Genomic DNA, 24,989 nt, shown 5'->3' on the forward strand with positions numbered 1-24,989 from the left:
GCATTTCCCCCACAACTGCCCAAGCTGTTTGGAGAAATGCACAAACAAGATGACAGAGCGTTTTGACGGTTGAGGCCGGAGCGCTCTGTCCATCATCATGGAGAGGCTAAACATGAAGTATCGTCTGCCCCTGTATGTTTCTGGGCTTGCTTCGGCTTGCGCCGTCGCGCTCTCGCTCAGCTTCGGCGCTGCCAAGGCCGAGGTTTCGCCGCTGGATCTCGTCCAGCCGATTGCCGACTACAAGGTCTATGTGCAGGAGCACCTCGACATTCTGGTGAAGGACACCAAGGCTTTCACGGATGCGATCAAGGCTGGCGATCTGGCGAAGGCCAAAGAACTCTATCCGTCCTCGCGCGTCTCCTATGAAAAGATCGAGCCGATTGCCGAACTTTTCGCGGATCTCGATGCATCCATCGATAGCCGCGCCGACGATCATGAGAATGGCGAGAAGTCGGAAGATTTCACCGGCTTCCACCGCCTCGAATATGGCCTGTTCGCACAGAACACGACCGATGGCCTGACGCCTTTTGCGGACAAGCTCTATGCCGATGTTCTGGAACTCCAGAAGCGTGTAAAAGACCTGACTGTTCCGCCCGAAAAGGTCGTGGGCGGTGCAGCCGCACTCATGGAGGAAGTGGCTGCTGGCAAGATTTCCGGCGAAGAAGACCGTTACAGCCACACCGACCTTTGGGATTTCAAGGCCAATGTCGATGGCGCGCAGAAGATTGTCGAGTTGTTCAAGCCGCTGATCGAGAAGGAAAATCCTGACCTGATCAAGAAGGTCGAAGCCAACTTCAAGACCGTTGACGATATTCTTGCCAAGTACAAGAAGGGCGACGGCTACGAAACCTATGACAAGCTGTCGGAAGACGACCGCAAGGCGCTTGCCGGTCCGGTGACGACGCTGGCCGAAGACCTGTCCACGCTGCGCGGCACGCTTGGCCTGAACTAATCCGTTCCAGTAATGGAAAATGAAAATGGCGGGCAATGCCCGCCATTTTCTTTTGGTCAGATCGCGCCCGGATAGACTCTGACGGGGCGATTGTCCTTGACGGATTCCATCACCACGAAGGTCGATGTGCTTGCCACATTGGGCAGGCTGGAAATCTTCTCGCCCAGCACTTCGCGATAGCGACGGATATTTGGTGTACGCACTTTCAAAAGATAATCGAACGAGCTCGCGATCATGTGGCACTCTTCCACCTCGCGTATCTTGCGCACCGCCGTGTTGAAGGCGTTGAGCGCCGCCTCGCGTGTGTCGGACAGTTTGACCGTCGTGAAGGCGATGTGATCGATGCCAAGTTTCTCCGGATCGATAGCCGCGCGAAAGCCCAGAATATAGCCTTCATCGACCAGCCTTTTCAGTCGCGCCTGACATGGCGTCTTGGAAAGACCGACCTTTTTAGACAGCTCGGTTACCGGAATTCTGCCGTCTTCGCTGAGAACTTCCAGAATGCGCCGGTCGAACTGATCCAGATCGTCTATAGACTCTATCTTTCGCATTCATTTTGCCTTTATAGATCGCGATAATAAGATCGTTTTTCCTTTATATGGTTCAAATCAAGGCAGAATGCAATTTGCGCCGATGATAGTGTGCACCCAAATAAAACAGAGGTAAACTGGGCGTTACGCCCGGGCCTGTTCTCTTTTGCGAGCCTTGCACCATGACCGATAAAATTCCAGCTCCCACAAATCCGGTTTTCCAGAATTTTGCGCCGCCGATCCGCGAGCAGAGCGCTCTGCGTCAGATCATCACGAGCGCCTATCGTCGTTCGGAAGCGGAATGCGTGACGGCTCTGGTTGAGCAGGCGACACTGCCGGATGAAACCCGCAAGGCGGTGCGCGCAACGGCGCGCAAGCTGATCGAGGCGCTGCGCGCCAAGCACAAGGGCACCGGCGTTGAAGGTCTGGTGCATGAATATTCGCTGTCGAGCCAGGAAGGCGTGGCGCTGATGTGCCTTGCCGAAGCGCTGCTGCGTATTCCAGACATGGCGACCCGCGACGCGCTTATTCGCGACAAGATTTCCAACGGCGACTGGAAGTCCCATATCGGCGGCGGTCGCTCGCTGTTCGTCAATGCTGCCACCTGGGGCCTCGTCGTCACCGGTAAGCTGACCAACACCGTCAATGATCGCGGCCTTTCGGCTGCGTTGACGCGCCTGATCGCCCGCTGCGGCGAGCCGGTTATCCGCCGTGGCGTCGATATGGCCATGCGCATGATGGGCGAGCAGTTCGTCACCGGCGAAACCATTGATGAAGCGCTGAAGCGCGCCAAGCCGCTCGAAGAACGCGGCTTCCGTTACTCCTACGATATGCTGGGCGAGGCCGCGACCACCGCTGCCGACGCCGAGCGCTACTACAAGGATTACGAAACCGCCATTCATGCCATTGGCCGCGCTTCCGCTGGTCGCGGCATCTATGACGGCCCCGGCATTTCCATCAAGCTTTCGGCGCTGCATCCGCGTTATGTCCGCTCGCAGAGCGAACGCGTCATGGGTGAATTGCTGCCGAAGGTGAAGGCACTCGCGGCCATCGCCAAGTCCTACAATATCGGTCTGAACATTGACGCCGAAGAAGCTGACCGTCTGGAACTGTCTCTCGATCTGTTGCAGAGCCTGATCGAAGATCCGGATCTGGCCGATTGGGAAGGCATCGGCTTCGTGGTGCAGGCCTATGGCAAGCGCTGCCCGTTCGTGCTCGATTTCATCATCGATCTGGCCCGCCAGAACAAGCGCCGTGTCATGGTGCGTCTGGTGAAGGGCGCTTATTGGGACGCCGAAATCAAGCGCGCGCAGGTGGACGGTCTGGAAGACTTCCCGGTCTATACCCGCAAGGTGCACACCGACGTTTCCTACATTGCCTGCGCTCGCAAGCTGCTGGCGGCAACCGATGCCGTCTTCCCGCAGTTCGCGACCCACAATGCGCAGACGCTGGCGACGATCTATCACATCGCCGGCCAGGATTTCAAAACCGGCAAGTTCGAATTCCAGTGCCTGCACGGCATGGGTGAGCCGCTTTATGACGAAGTTGTCGGCCCGTCCAAGCTTGGCCGTCCGGCCCGCATTTATGCGCCGGTTGGCACGCATGAAACACTGCTGGCCTATCTGGTGCGCCGCCTGCTCGAAAACGGCGCGAACTCATCCTTCGTCAATCGCATTGGCGATGAAAATGTGTCCGTTGATGAGCTGGTCGCCGATCCGGTCGAGGTCGTGCGCTCCATGGCCGTCGTCGGTGCGCGCCATGACCAGATTGCGCTGCCGGAAGGTCTCTATGGCGCTCGCCAGAATTCCGCCGGTTTCGACCTGTCCAACGAAGTGACGCTCGATGCGCTGAGCAAGAAGCTTGAAGCGACGGCAGATCGCAGCTGGACGTCCGAGCCGCAGGTTGCAGGCGTCAAGGTAAAGGGCGCAAGCCGCCCGGTTCTCAACCCCGGCGACCACGAAGACGTTGTCGGCACGGTCACGGAAATCGACGCCGCTGATGTTGCCAAGGCGATGGCCATTGCAAAGACGGCGACTGCAAGCTGGTCCGCCGTTGCGCCCACCGAACGCGCCGCTTGCCTTGATCGCGCTGCCGACATCATGCAGCGCGACATGCCGGAACTGCTCGGCCTCGTGATGCGTGAAGCGGGCAAGTCCATGCCGAACGCCATTGCCGAAGTGCGCGAAGCCATCGACTTCCTGCGCTATTATGCCGAACAGACCCGCCGCACATTTGGCGTTGCGCATAAGGCGCTCGGTCCAATCATCTGCATCAGCCCGTGGAACTTCCCGCTCGCTATCTTCACCGGCCAGATTGCAGCCGCGCTTGTCGCTGGCAATCCGGTTCTGGCGAAGCCTGCTGAGGAAACGCCGCTGATCGCAGCGCAGGGCGTGCGTATCCTGCACGAAGCCGGTATTCCCGCTGACGCGCTTCAGCTCCTGCCGGGCGATGGTCGCATCGGTGCGGCACTGGTTGCAGCGTCGGAAACCTGCGGCGTGATGTTCACTGGCTCGACGGAAGTTGCGCGACTCATTCAGGCGCAGCTTGCTTCGCGCCTGCTGCCAAACGGCAAACCGATCCCGCTGATCGCCGAAACCGGCGGCCAGAACGCCATGATCGTCGATTCTTCGGCTCTGGCCGAACAGGTTGTCTTCGACGTGATCGCTTCTGCCTTCGACAGTGCCGGTCAGCGCTGCTCGGCGCTGCGTGTGCTTTGCCTGCAGGAAGATGTGGCCGACCGCATTCTGGTCATGCTCAAGGGCGCGCTGCGCGAATTGTCCATAGGGCGCACCGACAAGCTGAAGGTTGATATCGGCCCGGTCATCACCGATGAAGCCAAGAGCATCATCGAAAAGCACATTCAGGGCATGCGTGAGCTTGGCCGCAAGGTCGAGCAGCTTCCGCTGGGACCGGAAACGGCCAAGGGCACCTATGTTGCGCCGACCATCATCGAAATCGAAACGCTGCGCGATCTGAAGCGTGAAGTGTTCGGCCCGGTTCTGCATGTGGTGCGCTACAAGCGCGACGACATGGAGCGCCTGATCGATGATATCAACGCCACGGGCTATGGTCTGACCTTCGGTCTGCATACGCGCCTTGATGAAACCATCGCCAATGTCGCCGACCGTATCCGCGTCGGTAACATCTATATCAACCGCAACGTCATCGGTGCGATTGTCGGCGTTCAGCCGTTCGGTGGCCGCGGCCTGTCCGGCACCGGCCCGAAGGCGGGTGGTCCGCTCTATCTCGGACGTCTGGTTGATACCGCTCCGATCCCGCCGCGCCATAGCTCGGTACACACCGATGCAGCGCTCAAGGATTTCGCGAAGTGGCTTGGCCAGCGCGGCATGAACGATCTGGCGCAGGCAGCGCGTGAGACGGGCAGCGTTTCGGCGCTCGGTCTCGATATCGAGCTGCCGGGTCCGGTTGGTGAACGCAACCTCTATGCGCTGCATCCGCGTGGTCGCATCCTGCTGGTGCCGCAGACCGAGATAGGTCTCTATCGCCAGCTGACAGCAGCGCTTGCCACCGGCAACACGGCGGCAATCGATGCGGCTTCCGGCTTGCAGGCCAGCCTGAAAGACTTGCCAGCCAGCGTTGCCGCCCGCATCGGCTGGAGCAAGGACTGGCAGGCGGATGCGCCTTTCGCCGGTGCACTTGTCGAAGGTGACAGTGCGCGCATTCTTGAGGTCAACCAGAAGATCGCGGGGCTGCCGGGACCATTGGTTCTGACGCAGGCCGCATCGACGGAAGAACTGGCCGCCAAGGACGATGCTTACTGCCTCAACTGGCTTTTGGAAGAGGTCTCGACCTCGATCAACACGACGGCTGCAGGCGGCAATGCCAGCCTGATGGCAATCGGCTAACCGGTCTCGCTCTTGAAATTGAAAAAGGCGGCTTTCGAGCCGCCATTTTCTTTTTCATAGCTCCGATGCTCAATCCACCACGCACGATATGCAATGCCGTCCCTGGCATTGGTGCAGCGGATGATCAGAAGAGAATTGCGGGACCATAAGAGAGGCTCCGGATTTCCGGGGCTTTCTTTCAGATATATTGGATTTCCCAGGGAGTTGCTACGTCAGGTGTGAAGTAAACAACCTCATCTTTTGCAGCGCTGGAAAGATACAGAGAAGCGCTTCCAGCATTCGTGATGATCGTTTTGTTGTTAGCGTTGTACTTAAGTTCCACAGGTGACGCAAAATCGGGCTTGGCAGCCCTTAGGATGGGGAATTCTTTGGGGTCACTGGAGAATGAAATCAGATGTACCCCAAGAGGCTCCATTCTTAGAATGAAGACATTTTCATCCGGGGTTACTGGAACCAAAGCCCAAGTCTCGTAAATAGTTTGACTCTGGTATCCACCAATATCCAGTGTTACGTCATACGTTCCATCTCCCACTGGCCCGCTCCCGCAGACCAAATAGCTTTCATTTTCATTATCGTATATTTTCACTTTTTTGTACATAATAACTCTATTGATTTTGTTAAATTTTGTCTCTTTATACGGATGTTTTTCATGGAATTATACTGACAGTATTGCCGGTTCTGTTTTCATCATCTGCAAGATTGGGTTATCACGCAGGAAATCGAGTTGTAGCTCGGGATGATTTTTGAAGCAGCCCCTTCGCAAGGGGCGGGGTTGCCATCTCATGGTCGCAATAACGTCTCACGCCGTAGGCAGTTAGGAAGATCGTTGAGAACCTGCTTGTAGCGGGAGACACGTTCATACGCGACCGTTCTGGAGCACTGATGATTGCCTATGTGGCTGCGGCGCGTTTGGTTTTTGTACCCGTTCCCGGTGCAGTAGATGATCCGAAGATGGCTGTTGGACTATAAGAAAATCCAAATATTAAATTGTCTTATTCCAGTCATACTGGATTTCCCAGTATTTCTGCGGTTCTATATCAAAATAAGCGAAAGATTCTTTGAGGTCGCTGGTAAGATACAGAGAGGAGCTTCCAGCATTTGTTTTGATGCTATTTTCTTTCGCGTTATATATAAGTTCTACGGGCGATTTATAGCTGGTTTTGGCGGCCCACGCGGTGTGTGCCGTTGGTATAGGATTAATCGGGCTTTGGGGATCGAACATAAACAGATTCACTTGAATGGGTGCTATCTCGAGAATGAAGACATGCTGATCTTGCCAAGCTAGGGTCCAGGTTTGGTAAAAATCTTCAATTGAGGGGTTTTTATTTAATTCTACTGGGTGAATTCCATCCCATGTTGATCTCCGGCAAACCAAGTATGCTCTATGTTCAGAGTTGTATATCTTAACATGCTGCGACATTTTATTCCCTAAAAAATGATTTTCTTTAGATTTATACCTAAAATATTTTTTTCATTATGGTACTGACAGTACTGCCGTCTTCCGCTCTCATCTTTTACGAGGTTGGATTATCGCGCTGATAAATCCAGTCGTGATCGGGGTGGTTCTTGAAGCGCCATTTGCGCAAAGGTCCGGCCATGACGTTGAGATAATACATCTCATAGCCATAGGGCGAGCCGCAGGGGTGGTGCCCCTTCGGGACCAGCACGACATCACCATCTGAAACAGCCATTGTTTCATCGAGGCTGCCATCTTCGGTGAAGACGCGCTGGATGCCATAGCCCTGCGCCGGATTGAGCCGGTGGTAATAAGTCTCCTCCAGATAGGTCATATCCGGATAATTGTCCTCGTCATGCCGGTGCGGCGGATAGGACGACCAGTTGCCCTGTGGCGTGAAGACTTCCGTCACCAGCAGGCTGTCGGCAACATCGCGGCCTTCCATCGCGATATTGTGAATGTAGCGCGTGTTGGAACCCTTGCCGCGCTGCTCCAGCGTCAGGCCTTCGGGGCCAAGTTTCTGCGCCTTGCGTCCGGGCTTGCCGGGTGCTGTGCAGACGGCGAGGACGCAATCGCTTGTCGCTATGGCGAGCCAATCGCTTTCCGCCGGAACATAGACGCAATGCGGCGGCAGCTTGTCGAACACGCTCATGCGTTCGCCCATTTCGCCAAAATCTTCGCCCGATGCGGTGATTTTGGCCTTGCCTTCCACCAGCACCAGAATGACTTCGTTGACATCGGTCCGCTCGGAGACCGTGTCGCCCGGTTTCAACCGGTAGAGACCGAAACCGACATAACCCCATTCGGCACTTTCCGGCGTGATGTCGTGGACTTTGCCATGCGTGCCTTGCGGCTTGCGTAACAGATTAGCCATGTCTCAGTCTCCCTTGTCGAGCCCTGCGTCCCTGGCGAATGCTTTCAGCGATTTCAGCCCCAGCGTCTGATATTCGAACGGGTTGCGAATATCCGGGTCCTGTTCGGCTTCGATGACGAGCCAGCCCTGATAGCCGTGTTCGGCAGCTTGCTTGAGAACAGGTACGAAATCGACCGCGCCTTCCTTGTCGCCCGGAACCGTGAACACGCCGCGACGCACCCCTTCAAGGAAGGAAAGGCTTTGGTCGCTGACTTCGGTTGCAATAGTCGGGCGAACATTCTTGGCGTGGATATGGCCGACGCGCGCCATATGCTTTTTTGCTGCGCGCTCAGGATCGCCACCGCCAAACAGGCAATGCCCGGTGTCGAGCAGGAGTTTCGTCGCCGGGCCAGTATGGTGCATCAGCAGGTCGATTTCGTCCTCGCTTTGCACGATCGTGCCCATATGGTGATGATAAACGAGCGCAATCCCCTGTTGAGCCGCATGAGCTGCGAGCGCTTCGACGCCAGCGCCGAAAGTTGGCCAGCGCGCTTCTTCCAGCACGGGGCGTTCGGAAAGCGGCTTGTCGTTATCGCCGTGAATGGCGTTGGAGGTTTCGCAGACGATGATGACCTTCGAGCCCATGGCCTTCAGAAGGTCAAGCGCGGGCTGCATCGCGGCTTTCTCGTCTTCGACCGAATTGACGAGCAGGTTGAGCGAGTGCCAGCCGGAAACATAACGCAATCCCCGCAGCTCCAGCACAGCCTTGAGCGCTTGTGGTTCCTGCGGGAATTTATGGCCCTTTTCGATGCCGTCGAAGCCGATTTTCGCCGCTTCATCCAGGCATTGATCCAGCGTGATATGCGCGCCGAGGCTGCGGTCGTCATCATTGGACCAGGCAATGGGATTGGTGCCGTACAAGATCATCGGTCAGTTTCTTTCTTTCAGCTGAGCTTCATAGGCGCGGCGGGCAGCGCGTACCTGTTCGCGCTCCGATACTTCCGGCACGGCAACATCCCACCACCAGCCGCCAGTGTCAGGCGTCGGGTAGGGATCGGTATCGATGACGATCACACTTGTGCGTGGGCTTTCGCGTGTTTCGGCAAGGGCCGCTTCCAGCTCCGTGATCGACGTAACCTTGCGTGTATCCGCACCCATGGCGCGGGCATGCGCGGCGAAGTCGATCTGCGACGGGTTCACATGGGCGGCATGGTCGAGCAGATTGTTGAATTCCGCGCCACCAGTGGCCATTTGCAGCCGGTTGATGCAGCCAAAGCCGTGATTGTCCGTCAGGACAACGGTGATTTTCTGGCCCAGCATCACGGCGGTGGCGAGTTCGGAGTTTGCCATCATGTAGGAGCCATCGCCAACCATGACGATGACGTCGCGGTCCGGCTCAGCCATCTTGATGCCAAGGCCACCCGCAATTTCATAGCCCATGCAGGAGAAGCCATACTCCATGTGATAGGACATGGCGCGCCCGGCCTTCCAGAGCTGGTGCAACTCGCCCGGCATCGTACCGGCTGCGCACATGACAACCGTATTGTCGCGTGACTGGCGTTGTACGGCACCGATGACCTGCATGTCGGTGGGCAGGGCATTGCCCTCCGTTGGTGCAGCGGTGATCCGGTCGGCATCGGCAAACCATTTGTCTTTCAATCCCATGTCAACAGGCAAGCGCTTGTAGCCTGAAAGCGCAGTGTCAAGCGCCTGCAACCCGATCCGCGCATCCGCCACCAAAGGCAGCGCATTGTGCTTCGCCCCGTCATAGGGCTGGACGTTGAGCGACAAGAGCTTGCGGCCCGGATGCTTGAACAGCGCCCATGAGCCGGTGGTGAAATCCTGAAAGCGAGTGCCAACGCCGATCACCAGATCCGCTTCGGCGGCAACAGCATTGGCGCTGTCGGCACCCGTCACACCAACCGGGCCGAAATTGAGCGGATGATCCCATGGCAGTGCGGATTTACCGGCCTGCGTTTCGATGACGGGAATGCCGTGCGTTTCGGCAAATTGCTTCAAAGCCTCATGCGCGCCGGAATAATGCACGCCGCCGCCTGCGACGATCACAGGCTTGGATGCGTTGCGGATTGCGGCGATGGCGGTTGCGAGCTCCAGTTCATCCGGCGGAGGGCGACGCCAATGCCAGACTTTCGGCGCGAAGAATTCCAGCGGCCAGTCATAGGCTTCCGCCTGAACATCCTGACAGAAGGCGAGTGTCACCGGGCCACAATCGGCTGGATCGGTCATGGTGCGGAAGGCGCGGGGCAGGGCGGTGAGAAGCTGTTCCGGTCGGGTGATGCGGTCGAAGTAGCGGCTCACCGGGCGGAAACAGTCGTTGACGGTCATGGTGCCGTCGTCGAAATCCTCGATCTGCTGCAGCACGGGATCGGGGCCGCGATTGGCGAAGACATCGCCGGGAATAAGCAGAACGGGCAGGCGGTTCACATGGGCCAGCGCTGCCGCCGTCACCATATTGGTCGCGCCGGGGCCAATGGAGGATGTGACGGCGCAGGCGCGTTTGCGGCCAAGCTGCTTGGTATAGGCGATGGCCGCATGGGCCATGGTCTGCTCGTTATGGCCGCGCCATGTCGGCAACTGCTCGCGGATGCCGTAAAGCGCCTCGCCCAGCCCCGCCACATTGCCATGACCGAAAATAGCCCATACACCCGCGATGAATGTGTCGCCTTCCGGCGTCATCTGGTTCGCGAGATAACGCACCAGCGCTTGCGCGGCAGTCAGTCGAACGGTTGTCATGTCTCCTCCCGAGATATGAATCAGTGTCTGCGCAGTTTGTCCCAGACATCGCACAGGTTTTTGTAGCGCGCGACCATTTCGGCAACGGCCTCATCATCGCTGATCTTACCATTTAGCCATTTGCGCGCTGCGTCACCGAAGATGGTTCTGCCGACCGCAAAGCCTTTCACAAGATCGAAGCCTGCCGCTATTGCGAGGCTCGATTCCAGCTCCTCGGCTGGCGCATCAAGACCCAGAACCACGATGCCACGCGTGTAAGGATCGTTGCGGGTGATGGCTTCACAGGCATTGGCCCAGGCCGCCTTGGTCTTCATCGGTTCCAGCTTCCACCAGTCAGGATAGACGCCGATATCGTAGAAGCGCTGGATGACGCGCGCGGTGGTCTCGTCATCGACCGGCCCGGCCTTGGACGGAATGATCTCCAGCAGAAACTCCAGCCGGTTGCGGCGCGCCGCCGTGAACAGCCGTTTGACGGTCGCTTCCTGTTCGGCCTTCATATCCGCCGTATCGTCCGGGTGGTAGAAACAGAGAAGCTTCACCACATGTTCCACCGGCCATTCCACGAGTCCGCCGCAATCGGCTCCGAGGTCTGGTTCCAGCTTTAGCGGACGCGAACCCGGCCATTCGGTCGGGCGTCCGATCCATAGGCCGGAGCCAGCCGCCCGGTAGAGCGCGTCACGACCCAGCCTACCATCGCACAGGATGCCATAGCCGCCGCTTCCGCCGGAAACCTGCAAGGCGGCGTCGAGGCAGAGACGTTTGAATTCGCCGATCTTGGTGTTATCCACGCCGGCCTCGGCAGCCATTTCTTCCAGCTGGATGCGATGATCGAAAGCGAAAACCCGCATATGCGGCCAGTCGCCATTGCGGTTGGTGGACCAATGCACCTGTTCCAGTTGCGCATCCTTGCGCAGCGCATGATTTCGAATGCCGTTGCGGAAGAAATATTGCATTTCTTCGAAGCTTGGATAAGCGGGCGTGCAGCCATGCCGGGAGACGGCGAAAGCACCGCAGGCATTGGCGAATTTCAGGCTGGTCGGCCAGTCCTCGCCCTTCAGCCAGCCGCGCAACAGGCCGGACATGAAGCCATCGCCCGCGCCCAGCACATTGAAAACTTCGATGGGAAAGCCTTCTCCGCTCTGCCCCTTGTCGAGATTGTCTGGAATAGCGCCTTCGAAAACCACCGCGCCCATCGGCCCGCGCTTGCAGACAAGAACGGCATCGGTGATCTTGCGCACAGCGGTGAGGGCTGCAAGCGTATCGGTCGAGCCGCCTGCAATGTGAAACTCTTCCTCCGTGCCTACGATGAGGTCAAAAAGCGGCAGGCTCGATTGCAGCTTTGCGGTGACGGCAGCAGATTCGATGAAACGGTTTTCGCCATCGCCATGCCCTGAAAGACCCCAAAGATTGGGGCGATAATCGATATCGAGCGCGGTGCGACTGCCATTCTGGCGCGCAAGGCGCAGCGCCTTGAGGACAGCGGCTTCCGTGCGCGGATGCGACAGATGGGTGCCGGTTGCGAGAACGCATCCAGCTTCAGCGATGAAATACGGGTCGATATCATCTTCGCAAAGCGCCATGTCGGCGCAGTTCTCGCGGTAGAAAATCAGCGGAAAATGCTGCTGGTCGCGGATGCCCAGAATGACCAGTGCGGTCAAACGTTGCGGATCGGTGACGATGCCGCGGGTGTCTACACCTTCCCGTTCCAACTCGCGCAGCAGGAAACGGCCCATATGCTCATCGCCGACGCGCGTGATCAGTGCGGATTTGAGGCCGAGCCGGGCGGTGCCCGTTGCGATATTCGTCGGGGAGCCGCCGACATATTTGTTGAAGGAAGCCATATCTTCGAGAAGGCCGCCGATCTGCGCGCCATAGAGGTCCACCGAAGACCGGCCAATCGTTATCAAGTCGAGCGGCTTCTCCATGAAATGCGCTTCCTCCCTCGGCACTTCTTATGATGACCGCAATGCGATTCTGTGCGCATAGCAGTTATTCCATTTCTGATTAAAATGGATTTATTATTCCATTTCAACCGAAAAATGGAATCAACCCGACTGGCGGGCGGTGCCGACGGCAACCGCAAGCGCGATAGCGAGGCAGAGTGTGGCGGAAAGCGAGCGGAAAGCGCCGAAATCCACTTCGGAGACCAGCAAGGTTTGTTGCGCAAGCTTGCTCAGCGGGCTGACGATGGTATCCGTGATGCCGACGACATTGACGCCGCGCGCGGCAGCGGATTCCGCCATCTCGACGGTTTCAGCGGAGTAGGGCGAAAAGGTGATTGCCAAAAGCACATCGCCTTTGCGGATGGCGTGCATGTTTTCCAGCTTGCCGACGGCGCTGTGCAGCATGGCCGGAACCTGCATCTTTTCCAGCGCATAAGCGAGATAGCTTGCCACAGGAAACGCGCGGCGAATGCCAACGAGGTGGATTGTCTCGGCGCGGGCGAGAATCTCGACGGCTCTTTCCAGCGCTTCCGGTTCTATAGTCTTGAGCAGGCCTTCAAGCGACGTACGCCCCGCTTCGGCAAATTCGGCCAGCAAGGCAGGCGCGCTGTTGGCTGCCGTCTCGCGCAGATGTTCCAGACGGGTCGAATAATCCGGCCAGCCGCCAGCATAGGATTCTCGGAAAAGCTTCTGCATTTCCGAAAAGCCGGAAAAGCCCAGCAATTGGCAAAACCGCATGAAGGCCGAGCTTTGCACGCCTGCGCCATCGGCCATTTCTGCGACTGTGGAAACCGCGATGCGGTCCTGATTGGCCGCGACAAAATCCGCGCATTGTTTCAGGCGCTTCGGCAGGCGGTCGGAAACTTCCAGCAGACGCGCTTCAAATTCCTTGACGGTGGTTGGGGCTGGGGATGAAGCGGAAACTGTATCCATTGCGGACTTTCCAAAAACGGTGTCTTGACAATCTTTATGCCACATTCTAGCAAAATAGAATAAATATTCCAATATGCCTTACGCGCGATCCCCAATAAACGGGACAATTAAGTGGTAAACGCATGAATGGGAATATCAATCAGTTTTGTAACCGTTTCACAGCGGCGGTTTCCTGGGAGGGATAAGGCAATGGTGACACGTCTGGCACTGCTTGGCGCAGGTCGCATCGGCAAGGTTCACGCGGGCGCGATAGCGTCCGACAGGCGCGCCAGACTGGTCGCAGTCGCCGACGCCAATGAGGCGGCGGCGCACGCGATTGCCGACGCTGCCGGTGCGGATGTGCGCACAATCGAAGAGATCGAAAAGTCCGGTGATGTGGATGCGGTGCTGATCTGCACGCCGACCAACACCCATGCCGATCTGATCGAGCGCTTTGCGCGGGCAGGTAAGGCGGTGTTCTGCGAAAAGCCGATTGATCTCGACATTGCGCGGGTGCGCGCTTGCCTGAAAGTCATCAAGGAGACCGGCGCGAAAGTGATGCTCGGTTTCAACCGCCGTTTCGATCCGCATTTTACAGCCGTGCGCAAGGCGATTGACGATGGCCAGATCGGCAAGGTCGAAATGGTGACGATCACCAGCCGCGATCCCGGCGCGCCGCCCGCCGAATATATCAAGGTTTCAGGCGGGATCTTCCGCGACATGACGATCCATGATTTTGACATGGCGCGGTTTCTTCTCGGCGAGGAAATCGACAGTGTTTCGGCCTCGGCCTCGGTGCTGGTGGACCCGAAGATTGGCGAGCTTGGCGATTTTGATAGCGCCAGCGTCATCCTCACCACGGCTTCCGGTCGTCAGTGCGTTATCTCCAATTCGCGCCGCGCCTCCTATGGCTACGATCAGCGCATTGAAGTGCATGGTTCGCTGGGCGCTGTATCGGCGGAAAACCAGCGTCCGGTATCGATAGAAATAGCTTCGAAGGATGGTTACACCCGCCCGCCGCTGCATGATTTCTTCATGACGCGTTATACGCAGGCTTATGCGGCGGAAATTGCGTCGTTCATCGATGCGCTGGATAGCGGCAAAGCGCCGTCGCCTTCCGCCGAGGATGGCTTGCAGGCCTTGGCATTGGCCGAAGCGGCTTTGCGCTCGGTCAAAGAGGGACGCCGTGTGAAAGTTGCGGACGTTCTGGCTTAGGCATTGATTTCCGTTTGCCTTTCCCGCCGCGAGGCTGCGATATGCGGATATGGCTTACAAAATCGATGACCTGCCGCTTGAGGAACTTTTCCTTGCCGTGACCAGCGCGACCGCCGCGCTGACACGACTGGACGAGCGGCTGGCGCGTTCGCCCATCTGTGATGGATTGAAACGGCGCATGCATATGCAGGACGCCGTCTCCTCCATGTGGCTGGAAGGCGAACTGGTGCATCTGGAAGACCTGGTGCTCCATGATGCGCTGATGGACAGCCGCACGCCAAGCCATGCCCTCACGGTCGCTCATGCGGTGCTACGTATGCGCCGCCAGATTGCGGGCCGTGCGGCGGGCTGGGCGTTGAGTCCTGCTGGCATGCGGCAGCTCCTGGGGCTTAATCCTGATGTTGCTGAAACACCCGAGCCAGAGCCGTCCGCCCTGTCCGACGATGACGACAGCGATCCGCTGCTTGATGATATCGACGCGCTTCTGGCACGAACGGATGCCCTGTTAAAAGGCGTGACCAGCGAACCCCGCAAGCCGAAACCTTTGCCACGCGATACGCTGATCTATGAAGACGACTGGGACGAGGCCGAGCGTCTGCAGGAATGGCGCGAAATTTTCGATTCAACCCGGCATTTGCCGCCGCTCTTGCGTGCCGCAATCATGCATGACGCCTGGTTTTCCATGCAGGTGGTGCAGCGCTCGTCCTGGATTGGCCGACTGCTGACGGCGTCTTTCCTGAACCAGTCGGGCATCGCCGCCAATCATCTGCCAGCGATCAGTATCGGTTTGCAGACGAAAAAGCCCAATGAACGCCGTTCGCCGAACCGGCTTATGCGGCTCAAGGTTTTTCTGGCGGCAATCGAAGAGGCTTCGGAAGCGGGCATGAAGGAGCATGACCGCCTGATGCTGGCGCGCGAACAGATGCAGCGCAAGCTGAAGGGGCGCCGATCCAATTCGCGTTTGCCGCAATTGATGGAACTGATCCTGAGCAATCCGCTGGTTTCCAGCCAGATGATCGAGAAGGAATTACAGGTCACGCAGCAAGGTGCGTTGAAGCTGATCGGCGAACTCAATCTGCGCGAAATGACCGGGCGAGGCCGCTTTCGCGCCTGGGGCGTTCTGTAGTTCAGGTCAGGCTGCGTCGCTCATACAGTTGTCGCGCAGATGGCTGGCGAACAGCTGGAACTCGTTGCGCCGCGCCGCATTCGCCCGCCACGCCAGCACCAGCGAACGGAAATTGTTCTTCCCCTCATAGGGCACGATGCTGAGATCGGTGCCGCGCGCCACATTGGCCTTGACAGCCAGCTCCGGCAGCAGCGTGACGCCCATACCAAACTGCACGAGCTGAACCAGCGTCATGATGCTGGTGGCGTGCACATCACCGCCGGTTTGGGCAGGCTTGGAGCCGATGGCCGCCATCACATGTTCGCGCAGGCAATGGCCGCTTTCGAGCAGCAGGAAAGGCTCATCCAGCAGATCGTCGGCATCGACGCGATCCCGATTGGCAAGCGCGTGATCACGGCGCACGGCCAGGAAAAACGGATCATGCCCGATTTCCGCCATTTCGAACTCGTCGAGGTCATAGGGGTGGGCTACAAGCGCGACGTCCAGCGTGCCAGAGCGCAGGCTTTCCAGCAGGCTGCGGGTCAGCCCTTCACGCACGGTCAGTTGCAACTCGGGAAACGCCTTGGCCGTCGCGGGCAGGACTTTCGGCAGGAAGAACGGCGCGATGGACGGAATGACGCCAAGCCGCAGGCGCGTGGTCAACGGTCGTTCGGCCTGCCGGGCATGTTCGGGCAGCTCTTCGATCCGCGCAACGATATCACGGGCGCGGGCCAGAAAATCCTCGCCAGCGGGCAAGAGTTGCATGCGTCGGCCCGTCCGGTCGATCAATGTGACGCCCAGTTCCGCTTCCAACGCCTGAATGGCAGCACTTAATGTGGACTGGGTGACGCCCACGGCTTCAGCGGCGCGCGAAAACGAACCTGCCTGTACAAGCGAGAGAAAATAGTGGAGCTGGCGAACGCTGATATTGAGCATGAAATGAAGGGCTTATCGTTATAATCGATATGAACAATCGCTTTAATCGCTTTGACCGATAGTGGTAGGTCGACTATAGATGACTCGCAAGCAGAAAATTCAGAAAATTCTGAATTTTCTGAATAACTATAGAATTTACAGGCAGGTTTTAAGATGCTCGGTATCGGCGATAAGCTCCCCTCTTTCAAGGTCACCGGTGTAAAGCCCGGTTTCAACCATCATGAAGAAAACGGTGTTTCGGCATTCGAAGAGCTGACGGAAACGAGCTTCGAAGGCAAGTGGAAGGTCATCTTCTTCTACCCGAAGGATTTCACCTTCGTCTGCCCGACTGAAATTGCAGAATTCGCTCGTCTGGCTTCGGATTTTGAAGACCGCGACGCTGTTGTTCTCGGCGGTTCCACCGACAATGAGTTCGTGAAGCTCGCATGGCGCCGCGACCACAAGGATCTCGACAAGCTGCCGATCTGGTCGTTTGCCGACACCAATGGCTCGCTGGTTGACGGCCTCGGTGTTCGTTCGCCGGATGGCGTTGCCTATCGCTACACCTTCGTTGTCGATCCGGACAACACGATCCAGCACGTTTACGCTACCAACCTCAATGTTGGCCGCGCTCCGAAGGATACGCTGCGCGTTCTCGACGCTTTGCAGACCGATGAACTGTGCCCTTGCAACCGCGAAGTCGGTGGCGAGACGTTGAAGGCAGCTTAAGCTGTCGCGCACGACCAATCAAAAGGCGGGTTCAGGCCCGCCTTTCTTTTATCCAGCAATAAGCAATAAGAGGGTTCCATGTCGATTGACGACCTGAAGTCAAAAATCCCGGATTTCGCCAAGGATGTCCGCCTCAACCTGTCGTCCATGGCCAGCGACGAAACGCTGACCCCGCAGCAGAAATACGGTCTGTTCGTGGCTTGCGGCATTGCCTCGCGCAATGCGGATGTGCGCAAGGCGCTAACCGCCGAAGCCGCAGGCAAGGTCGACGCATCGGTGGTGCAGGCTGCAAAATCGGCTGCATCCGTCATGGGCATGAACAATGTCTATTATCGCTTCGTGCATCTGGCCTCGAACAAGGACTACCGCACATTGCCAGCCAAGCTGCGCATGAATGTGATCGGCAATCCGGGCGTGGACAAGGTCGATTTCGAACTCTGGTCGCTCGCGGTTTCGGCGATCAATGGTTGCGGCATGTGCATCGACGCGCATGAAGATGTGCTGCGCAAAGCTAACGTGACGACGGAAGTCATCCAGACGGCAGCGCGTTTTGCCGCGATCATCCAGTCGGTCGCGATTGCACTCGAAGCTGCCGACGTCGAATAGGCTTTCGGCAACGGAAACGAAAAAGCCCGCGTGGATTGCTCCACGCGGGCTTTTGTTTGGCTTTCAAACTTGGCTTTATTTGCCGCGATTGAACGAGATGAAGGCAAAGCCGACCAGCGAGATCAGGGCTGCGACCACCATGTAATAGCCGACATAGTCGAAGCTGTAATGGGTGGCGAGCCACGTCGCGATATAAGGCGCGACCGAAGCGCCGAGAATTCCGGCCAGATTGAAGGTCAGCGATGCGCCGGTGTAGCGTACCGAGGTCGGGAACGGTTCGGCCAGCGCCGCGCCGATCGGACCATAGGTCATGCCCATCAGGCCGAAACCGATGATGAGGAAGGCCAGAACGCCAGCCGTACCGCCCAGGAAAAGCGGTGCCATGATCAGGCCGTAGAGACCAATCAGGATCGTGACGACGATCATCACCGGGCGCATGCCATAGCGGTCGGACAGAATAGCCGACAGCGGAATGGTCAGGCCGAAGAACACGACGCCGATCATCTGCAGGACGAGGAATTCTTCACGGCTATAGCCCAGCGCACGCGTGCCCCAGCCGAGCGAAAACACGGTCATGAGGTAGAAAAGCACGAAGGTTGCAACGGCGGCGATGGTGCCGAGGAACAGGTTCAGCTTGTGCTGCTTGAACAGCGTGGCAACCGGCACTTCAACGCGTTCGGCCTTGTCGATGGCCTTCTGGAATTCCGGCGTTTCAGCGATCTTCAGGCGGATGAAGAGGCCGACCGCGACGAGAATTGCACTGGCGATGAACGGAACGCGCCAGCCAAAGGCGAAGAACTGTTCTTCGGTGAGAACTTCGGCCAGAAACAGGAAAATGCCCGTTGCCAGAATGAAACCGACCGGCGCGCCGAGCTGCGGGAACATGCCGTACCAGGTGCGCTTGCCTTCTGGCGCGTTTTCGGTGGCGAGCAGCACGGCGCCGCCCCATTCACCGCCGAGACCGAGACCCTGGCCGAGACGGCACAGCGCCAGCAGGAGAGCGGCCCAGACGCCGATGGATTCATAGGTCGGCAGGAAGCCGATGGCGACTGTGGAAATGCCCATGGTCATGAGCGCAGCCACGAGCGTTGCCTTGCGGCCGATCCTGTCACCGAAGTGACCGAACAGCGCGCCACCAATCGGGCGGGCAAAGAACGCGATAGCAAATGTGGCAAGCGATTGAAGCAGTGCCGAATTACCATCGCTAGCAGGGAAGAACAGATGCGGGAATACAATCACCGCTGCCGTTGCATAAATGTAAAAGTCGAAGAATTCGATCGTAGTGCCGATCATGCTTGCGGCCAGAACACGGCGCGCGGAATTTTGCTGCGGAACAACCGCTTGAGCGACAGTCATTTTCTTATCCGTTTTTGTGGGCTGTTATAATTGGGAGCAGCCTCGATGCGGTTCTTTAAAACCGTGTGATACGGAATCGCAAGCAGAAAAGGGGTTTTGCGTAATTTTATGAACGCGCAACTCTTCTTTTCGAAAGAAAAGTGAAAGTGCGAGCAAAATCATGGGATGTAAGAATAGGCCTTTCAATTGTCACATCGTGTCCCTAGATTCGGGTCGGATCAATAACCGGGCATCAATTCGGATGCGGAGATGCAGTTCGTGAAACAGAACATTGGCGGCAGACGCAATATGTGGGGTCTTTCCTTCCTGCATATGCCGTCGCGCGTGTTGCTGACGGTTTTGTCAGTGCTGTTTCTCGTTTCCACACAGCTTTGTTATGCCATGGCGCATGATACGCCGACAGCAGGCGTTTCTGTCGGCTGTCGTATGAGCAAACAACAATCCGCAGACAGCGCGATGCCCGTCTCCCACCATGGGGGACAACAGGCACCCATGGATCACGGAGCAAAGGCTCCGGTCGCTTGTGTGATGATGAGTTGCGGCTGTATTGTGCAGTTGAGCGCCGATATTGGCGCATTCGCGCCGTCACAGGATTTTGGTCATCCGCCACTCGTTGCCGCACTGAGCAGCAATGCCCGCCATGACCTTCTGCGACCTCCAATAACACTTCCGCTTTAATCGCTCAAAACGCTGTCGATCCATCGGCGGCGACAGGATTATTGTCTGGAATTCTATTTGGAGACTTCACTATGCGTGGATTAACTCGCCGCCGCCTGCTCGCGCTCGGCGCGGGCGCGGCAAGCTTCGCCGCTGTTCGCCCTTTGACCGGCTTTGCGCAGGATGCGCATCAGAATATGGGCCACGGCGCCATGGAAATGGCCCCATCGGGCAAGGCGCAGAGCCTGCCCGTTCCGCCTTTGCTGGAACCCGATGCTTCCGGCGTCGTCCGGCTCAAGATCGGCAAGGGTCGTCATTCCTTCGCGCCGGGCAGCGATGCGGCTTCTGCCGGTATCAACGGAACCTATCTCGGCCCCGTCGTCCGGCTCAAGAATGGCGAAAACGTAACGCTTGCCGTCGAAAACGACATGGACGAGGAGACGACCCTGCATTGGCACGGGCTGTTCGTTCCGTCGAACCTTGACGGTGGGCCGCACAATCTTGTTCCGGCGGGAGGCCGCTGGGAACCAAGGGTAACGGTCAACCAACCGGCTTCGTTCAACTGGTTTCACCCGCATCTGCACGGCGGCACCGCCCGTCAGGCGCATATGGGCATTGCCGGGTTGATGATCGTCAGCGACGGCAAGGATGCCGAGCGAGGCCTGCCGGAAACCTATGGTGTGGACGATATTCCGCTGGTACTTCAGGACCGCCGTGTCATCGAAGGCGACAAGGTCTATCAGCCCGATATCATGGATCTGATGCACGGTTTTCGCGGGAACCGGCTGATCGTCAATAGCGTCATCTCGCCGGAAGCGAAGGTGCCCGCGGCAGTGGTGCGCCTGCGCATTCTCAACGGTGCCAATGCGCGCAATTTCCATGTGCGTTTCAGCGATAATCGTCCGCTGCATGTGTTTGCTTCCGATGGTGGCTTTACCGGCAAGCCGGAAGCCGTCGAACGGCTAACGATCAGCCCCGGCGAGCGTTATGAGGCGCTCGTCGATTTTTCGACGGGAGGCAATAGTGTCGAACTTCTGACCGCAAGCGATGACAGCGGCGGCGACGACCAGATGCTGATGCGGTTCAGCGTCGATAGCGCGCTTAAGGGAGGGGTCAAGGACATTCCGGCAAGTCTTGAAGCACCGGAAGCGCCAGACCCCGACAAATCGGTGCGCAGGCGTTCATTCTTCTTTGATGAGCGCATGGCTGAAAACATGAAGCTGATGATGCAAAAGCCTGCCGCAGACCCCCATGCTGGCCACAGGATGGGCCCGATGGATATGGGCGCCATGCAGGGCGGGGAGATGGACCACGACATGATGCATGGTAGCCGTTCATCCGCAGATACCGGTCCGGCGCTGGATGCGATGACGTCCGGTGTGCGCATGGCGATTGCGGGCGAACCTTTCGACATGAAGCGTATCGATGTGGAGGCCAGGCTGGGCTCATGGGAAATATGGGAACTGACCACGAAGGAAATGGCGCATCCGTTCCATATCCACGGTGCCTCTTTCCGTATCCTGACGTTGAACGGCAAGGCTCCGCCCGCCCATCAGTCGGGTTGGAAAGACACAGCGCTGATTGATGGCAAGGCCGAGCTTCTGGTACACTTCGACCGTGAAGCGGTGCGCAGTCATCCATTCATGTTCCATTGTCATGTGCTGGAGCATGAAGATGTCGGCATGATGGGGCAGTTCGTAACTGTCTGATCCAATATCGGATTGCGCGGCGGAACACTGCCGCGCAATCTTTTGCAAACTTTATAAACCGAACAATTTGTCGATCCATACGTTAGTTTTTATCCCGAAACTAATTTGAGGATGGAGGAGACGATGCGCAGCTTGATTTTAGGTTCGTTACTGGCGCTTGCGACTGTGCCCGCCTTTGCGGACGACGTCAGCGTGAAAATGTTTGAGGCGCTGCCCGCAGGGCAGGGCAAGGAACTCGGCACGATTACGATTTCGCAAACCGCTGATGGCCTGCAGTTTACACCCAATTTGCAGGGCATAGCAGCGGGGGAACATGGTTTCCATGTCCACGAAAAGGGAAGCTGCGCACCGGCGGAAAAGGACGGCAAGACCGCTCCCGCAGAGGCGGCTGGCGGCCATTATGACCCCGGCCATACCAAGCATCACATGGGGCCTGAGGGCGAGGGCCATATGGGCGACCTGCCGCTGTTGAAGGCCGATGCGGACGGCAAGGTTACGGGTAGCGTGGTTTCGCCGCGTCTCAAATCGTTGGATGAAATCAAGGGTCGCGCCCTGATGGTCCATGTTGGCGGCGATAATTATGCGGATAAACCGAAGCCGCTTGGCGGTGGCGGCGCGCGCTTCGCCTGCGGCGTGATTGAATAACTCGCGCCGAATTCCCCGGAGCTGTCAGCTCCGGGGAAAGCATATTGGGCTTAGCCCCAGGTTTCGATGCGCAGTTTTGACCCATCGGAAAAGCGGGAAATATGGAACGGCGATGGATCGACCACAGGCGTTTCACCGCTCACCATATCCGCAACCAGACGGCCAGCGCCGGGGCCGATGCCGAAGCCGTGGCCGGAGAAGCCGGTCGCAACGATAAGGCCCTCAACGCCCGGAATCGGGGAAATGGTCGGAATGATATCCGGCATGGTGTCGATCAAGCCCGCCCATTCCTGTGCAATCGAGACGGAAGCAAAGGCGGGGATCGCCTGTTTCAGCTTCGACAGAATTGCTGCATTGGCGGCCCGGTGCGGTTCGGGGTCGAGCGTGCGGATTCTCTCGAAGACCGAGACCTGATCGGCGGGGCGCAGCTTCCACTGGAAGGCTTCTTCGAAGAAGCGCTTTCCGAAACGGAAACGCACATTGAACCACTCTCCACTGGATAGCGAAGGGATAAAATCTTTCAGATAGCGGAAGCTGTCGGGAACGATATCGGCAATCGAGCCGCCGAGGCTGGCGACCGTATAGCCGCCGTCCATCCGCTTGCGCAGCGCGAAATCCGAATAGGCAATGGCGGGTTCCACACCGGCATCAATCGGCGTGGTGCGGAAAACCGACGAGCGAACCTTGAGTTGCGGCAGGCGGGCATTGAACTCCGAGATAATCAGGCGCGACCATGCGCCACCAGCCACAACGACCGCCTCACAACGCACGCGGCCCTTTTCCGTCAGAACGGCAGTCACGCGGCCATTGGTCGTTTCGATGCCGCGTACCGCGCAATTCTGCATAATGACGGCACCGTCTTCCTGCGCCTTGGCGGCAAAGGCGGGCACAGCCTTTTGCGGCTCTGCGCGACCGTCAAGCGGCGTGATCATGCCGCCAGCAAGGCGACGCGTCAGGCCCGGAGCCAGCGCTTCGGCCTGCTGGCTGTTCAGAATGTCGGTTTCAATGCCATGCTCGCGCGCAGCGGCAATCCATTGTTCGTAGAGCGCCATCTGTTCGGCTTTTTCAGCCGCATAGGCAATACCGGTCACACGGAAGCCGGTTTCGCGGCCCGTGCGCTCGTTCATTCCGTCCCAAAGCCGCATGCTTTCGACGATCAGCGGCATTTCACGGGTATCGCGGCCCGTGCGGCGGCACCAGCCCCAGTTGCGGCTGGACTGTTCGCCTGCGATTTCACCCTTTTCGAACAGGGCGACCGGGATGCCACGTTCGGCCAGAAACAGGGCGGTGGAAACACCGATGACGCCGCCGCCGATAATGGCGATTTTCGTTTCTTGCGGCAGGCGTTCGGCTGTCGCGACCTTGTCCGTGACGGGGCCCATGGTCATTCTCCTAAGGTATGATAAGGCATGCGGAAAGCTTGCGGAACATGCTCCGCTTTTTGCTTGCAATCAACCAAGTTGATACCCAAAGCAATATCGAAATCCGAAAAAGATGGGGCCGCTATCCGGTTCTTGAGGAATTCTGTCCTGTTTTGGTGGCGAAGCCGCTAAACACGCTTTATAGCGAGGGAATGGACAAGGGGATTCCGGTCAGGCATGGACGTGCGAAATCAGGTTGAGCAATTGCAGGAAGAGGCCAGTGCATCCGGTCCGGCTCTGACGCTTTCCAGCGTTACCCGCCAGTTTGGCCCTGTCCTTGCGCTCAACAATGTGTCGCTTGACGTGCAGGCCGGTGAAATCATCTGTCTCGTGGGCCATTCCGGCTGCGGCAAGACCTCCATGCTGCGCATTATCGCCGGTATCGACGCGCCCGATGGCGGCTTGCTGACCATGGGCGGCAATGTGCTCGCCTCTCCAACCACATTCGTCGAACCCGATAAGCGCAATATCGGCGTGGTCTTTCAGGATTATGCGCTGTTTCCGCATCTGAGCGTTCGCGACAATGTCATGTTCGGTCTGCGCAAGATGCGCCGCGATTTGGCTGAGGGCCGCGTGCGCGAACTGCTTGAACTTGTGGGCCTGTCGCATATGGCCGACCGCTATCCGCACATGTTGTCGGGCGGCGAGCAGCAGCGCGTGGCGCTGATCCGCGCGCTGGCGCCAAAGCCGCATCTTTTGTTGATGGACGAGCCGTTTTCCAATCTCGACCGGGGCCTGCGGGCAAAGGTGCGCCGCGAGACGGTCGGCCTGTTGCGGGCGCTTGGCACCACGGCAATTATCGTGACGCATGAGGCGGAAGAAGCGCTTTCGACCGGAGACCGCGTTGTGCTGATGCGTTCGGGCGAGATCGTTCAAAGCGGCACCGCGCGTGATCTTCATGATCGTCCTGAAAGCCGCTATGCCGCAGACTTCTTTTGCGATTTCAACGTCATTCCGGGTGTGGTGCAGAGCAATGCGGTGGAAACTGTTTACGGCAATTTCAAAGCGCCGCAAGCGCTGCAATCCGTGAAAGACGTGTCCGTCTATCTGCGTCCTGCCGATCTGCATATCGTCGCGGATGATGAGGCTGATCCCACCGATCTGCGCTGCCTGATCGAGATGCGCACCTTTCTGGGTGAAACGGAGGAACTGGTGCTCCATGCCGACGCCGCGCCGCTGCGTTTACGCCTGCGCACGCCGGTCCATGTGCCGAATACGGTCAATCACGTGTTTGTTCGTTTCGACCGCGACAAGGCCTTGATCTTCCACAGCTGATTCCAATTGGTTCGCATTTGCGTGGCAGGGCGATTGACCGGGCCAGAAACTGCTCATATAAGTTGATTGCATAACTCATCATTTTATTTG

General features: G+C 57.9%; 21 protein-coding genes and 1 pseudogene. 11 read left to right on the forward strand and 11 right to left on the reverse strand.

The window, feature by feature from the left end; all coding sequences use genetic code 11:
* The first annotated feature begins 112 nt into the window (after positions 1 to 112).
* A complete protein-coding gene (gene efeO / locus D8666_RS12425) occupies positions 113 to 952 on the forward strand; it encodes an iron uptake system protein EfeO (RefSeq protein ID WP_109367191.1) in 840 nt (279 codons plus the stop codon).
* Positions 953 to 1,008: 56 nt separating this feature from the next.
* Here the strand turns inward: efeO and D8666_RS12430 are convergent, their stop codons facing one another.
* Positions 1,009 to 1,503, reverse strand: coding sequence for an Lrp/AsnC family transcriptional regulator (locus D8666_RS12430; protein WP_109367192.1), 495 nt, complete (start codon positions 1,501 to 1,503; stop codon positions 1,009 to 1,011).
* Positions 1,504 to 1,664: 161 nt separating this feature from the next.
* On the opposite strand from D8666_RS12430, the gene putA reads away from it, so the two are divergent.
* Positions 1,665 to 5,348, forward strand: coding sequence for a trifunctional transcriptional regulator/proline dehydrogenase/L-glutamate gamma-semialdehyde dehydrogenase (gene putA, locus D8666_RS12435; protein ID WP_109367193.1), 3,684 nt, complete (start codon positions 1,665 to 1,667; stop codon positions 5,346 to 5,348).
* Between the two features lie 178 nt (positions 5,349 to 5,526).
* On the opposite strand, the gene D8666_RS12440 is transcribed toward putA, so the two are convergent.
* Positions 5,527 to 5,946: a hypothetical protein gene (locus tag D8666_RS12440; protein WP_109367194.1), complete on the reverse strand. Its 420-nt coding sequence runs from the start codon at positions 5,944 to 5,946 to the stop codon at positions 5,527 to 5,529.
* A 215-nt stretch (positions 5,947 to 6,161) separates the two neighbouring features.
* On the opposite strand from D8666_RS12440, the pseudogene D8666_RS12445 reads away from it, so the two are divergent.
* A pseudogene (locus D8666_RS12445) lies at positions 6,162 to 6,263 on the forward strand (inositol monophosphatase family protein); the annotation flags it as partial.
* A gap of 67 nt (positions 6,264 to 6,330) precedes the next feature.
* Here D8666_RS12445 and D8666_RS12450 read toward each other — a convergent pair.
* The 6 genes from D8666_RS12450 to D8666_RS12475 form a co-directional block, all read right to left on the reverse strand.
* Entirely contained in the window at positions 6,331 to 6,768 is a 438-nt protein-coding gene (locus D8666_RS12450; RefSeq protein ID WP_109367195.1) for a hypothetical protein, read from the reverse strand.
* A gap of 94 nt (positions 6,769 to 6,862) precedes the next feature.
* Positions 6,863 to 7,678: a 5-deoxy-glucuronate isomerase gene (gene iolB / locus D8666_RS12455; protein WP_109367196.1), complete on the reverse strand. Its 816-nt coding sequence runs from the start codon at positions 7,676 to 7,678 to the stop codon at positions 6,863 to 6,865.
* A gap of 3 nt (positions 7,679 to 7,681) precedes the next feature.
* Positions 7,682 to 8,584 (reverse strand): myo-inosose-2 dehydratase, encoded by a 903-nt coding sequence (gene iolE / locus D8666_RS12460; protein ID WP_121538225.1) that lies wholly within the window; start codon positions 8,582 to 8,584, stop codon positions 7,682 to 7,684.
* Positions 8,585 to 8,587: 3 nt separating this feature from the next.
* Positions 8,588 to 10,411 carry a 3D-(3,5/4)-trihydroxycyclohexane-1,2-dione acylhydrolase (decyclizing) gene (iolD, locus tag D8666_RS12465; protein ID WP_121538227.1) on the reverse strand — a complete coding sequence of 608 codons (1,824 nt, stop codon included), beginning with the start codon at positions 10,409 to 10,411 and terminating at the stop codon, positions 8,588 to 8,590.
* Between the two features lie 20 nt (positions 10,412 to 10,431).
* Positions 10,432 to 12,336 (reverse strand): bifunctional 5-dehydro-2-deoxygluconokinase/5-dehydro-2-deoxyphosphogluconate aldolase, encoded by a 1,905-nt coding sequence (locus D8666_RS12470; RefSeq protein WP_109367199.1) that lies wholly within the window; start codon positions 12,334 to 12,336, stop codon positions 10,432 to 10,434.
* Between the two features lie 120 nt (positions 12,337 to 12,456).
* Positions 12,457 to 13,287, reverse strand: a complete 831-nt coding sequence (locus D8666_RS12475) for a MurR/RpiR family transcriptional regulator (RefSeq protein ID WP_109367200.1) — start codon at positions 13,285 to 13,287, stop codon at positions 12,457 to 12,459.
* Between the two features lie 189 nt (positions 13,288 to 13,476).
* Here D8666_RS12475 and iolG point away from each other — a divergent pair, with 189 nt between their 5' ends.
* Positions 13,477 to 14,481, forward strand: coding sequence for an inositol 2-dehydrogenase (gene iolG / locus D8666_RS12480; RefSeq protein WP_109367201.1), 1,005 nt, complete (start codon positions 13,477 to 13,479; stop codon positions 14,479 to 14,481).
* Between the two features lie 49 nt (positions 14,482 to 14,530).
* Positions 14,531 to 15,607 (forward strand): RHE_PE00001 family protein, encoded by a 1,077-nt coding sequence (locus tag D8666_RS12485; RefSeq protein ID WP_109367202.1) that lies wholly within the window; start codon positions 14,531 to 14,533, stop codon positions 15,605 to 15,607.
* A 6-nt stretch (positions 15,608 to 15,613) separates the two neighbouring features.
* Here D8666_RS12485 and D8666_RS12490 read toward each other — a convergent pair whose 3' ends face one another.
* Positions 15,614 to 16,522, reverse strand: a complete 909-nt coding sequence (locus tag D8666_RS12490; protein WP_109367203.1) for a hydrogen peroxide-inducible genes activator — start codon at positions 16,520 to 16,522, stop codon at positions 15,614 to 15,616.
* Between the two features lie 153 nt (positions 16,523 to 16,675).
* Between D8666_RS12490 and D8666_RS12495 the strand changes: the two genes are divergently transcribed.
* Positions 16,676 to 17,230: a peroxiredoxin gene (locus tag D8666_RS12495; protein ID WP_109367204.1), complete on the forward strand. Its 555-nt coding sequence runs from the start codon at positions 16,676 to 16,678 to the stop codon at positions 17,228 to 17,230.
* Positions 17,231 to 17,308: 78 nt separating this feature from the next.
* A complete protein-coding gene (gene ahpD, locus D8666_RS12500) occupies positions 17,309 to 17,836 on the forward strand; it encodes an alkylhydroperoxidase, AhpD family (RefSeq protein ID WP_121538229.1) in 528 nt (175 codons plus the stop codon).
* Positions 17,837 to 17,911: 75 nt separating this feature from the next.
* Here the strand turns inward: ahpD and D8666_RS12505 are convergent, their stop codons facing one another.
* Positions 17,912 to 19,192 carry an MFS transporter gene (locus D8666_RS12505; protein ID WP_121538231.1) on the reverse strand — a complete coding sequence of 427 codons (1,281 nt, stop codon included), beginning with the start codon at positions 19,190 to 19,192 and terminating at the stop codon, positions 17,912 to 17,914.
* 249 nt (positions 19,193 to 19,441) lie between these two features.
* Here D8666_RS12505 and D8666_RS12510 point away from each other — a divergent pair, with 249 nt between their 5' ends.
* The 3 genes from D8666_RS12510 to sodC all read left to right on the forward strand — a co-directional run bounded on the left by D8666_RS12510 (position 19,442) and on the right by sodC (position 22,203).
* A complete protein-coding gene (locus D8666_RS12510; protein ID WP_121538233.1) occupies positions 19,442 to 19,870 on the forward strand; it encodes a hypothetical protein in 429 nt (142 codons plus the stop codon).
* Positions 19,871 to 19,941: 71 nt separating this feature from the next.
* Entirely contained in the window at positions 19,942 to 21,558 is a 1,617-nt protein-coding gene (cueO, locus tag D8666_RS12515) for a multicopper oxidase CueO (RefSeq protein WP_121538235.1), read from the forward strand.
* Positions 21,559 to 21,681: 123 nt separating this feature from the next.
* Positions 21,682 to 22,203 (forward strand): superoxide dismutase family protein, encoded by a 522-nt coding sequence (gene sodC, locus D8666_RS12520; RefSeq protein WP_121538237.1) that lies wholly within the window; start codon positions 21,682 to 21,684, stop codon positions 22,201 to 22,203.
* 50 nt (positions 22,204 to 22,253) lie between these two features.
* On the opposite strand, the gene D8666_RS12525 is transcribed toward sodC, so the two are convergent.
* Positions 22,254 to 23,585 carry an NAD(P)/FAD-dependent oxidoreductase gene (locus D8666_RS12525; protein ID WP_109367210.1) on the reverse strand — a complete coding sequence of 444 codons (1,332 nt, stop codon included), beginning with the start codon at positions 23,583 to 23,585 and terminating at the stop codon, positions 22,254 to 22,256.
* A gap of 216 nt (positions 23,586 to 23,801) precedes the next feature.
* Between D8666_RS12525 and D8666_RS12535 the strand changes: the two genes are divergently transcribed.
* Entirely contained in the window at positions 23,802 to 24,899 is a 1,098-nt protein-coding gene (locus D8666_RS12535) for an ABC transporter ATP-binding protein (protein ID WP_109367212.1), read from the forward strand.
* The last annotated feature ends 90 nt before the right edge of the window (positions 24,900 to 24,989 follow it).

This window comes from Ochrobactrum soli (assembly GCF_003664555.1).
Taxonomy (GTDB): Bacteria; Pseudomonadota; Alphaproteobacteria; order Rhizobiales; family Rhizobiaceae; genus Brucella; species Brucella teleogrylli.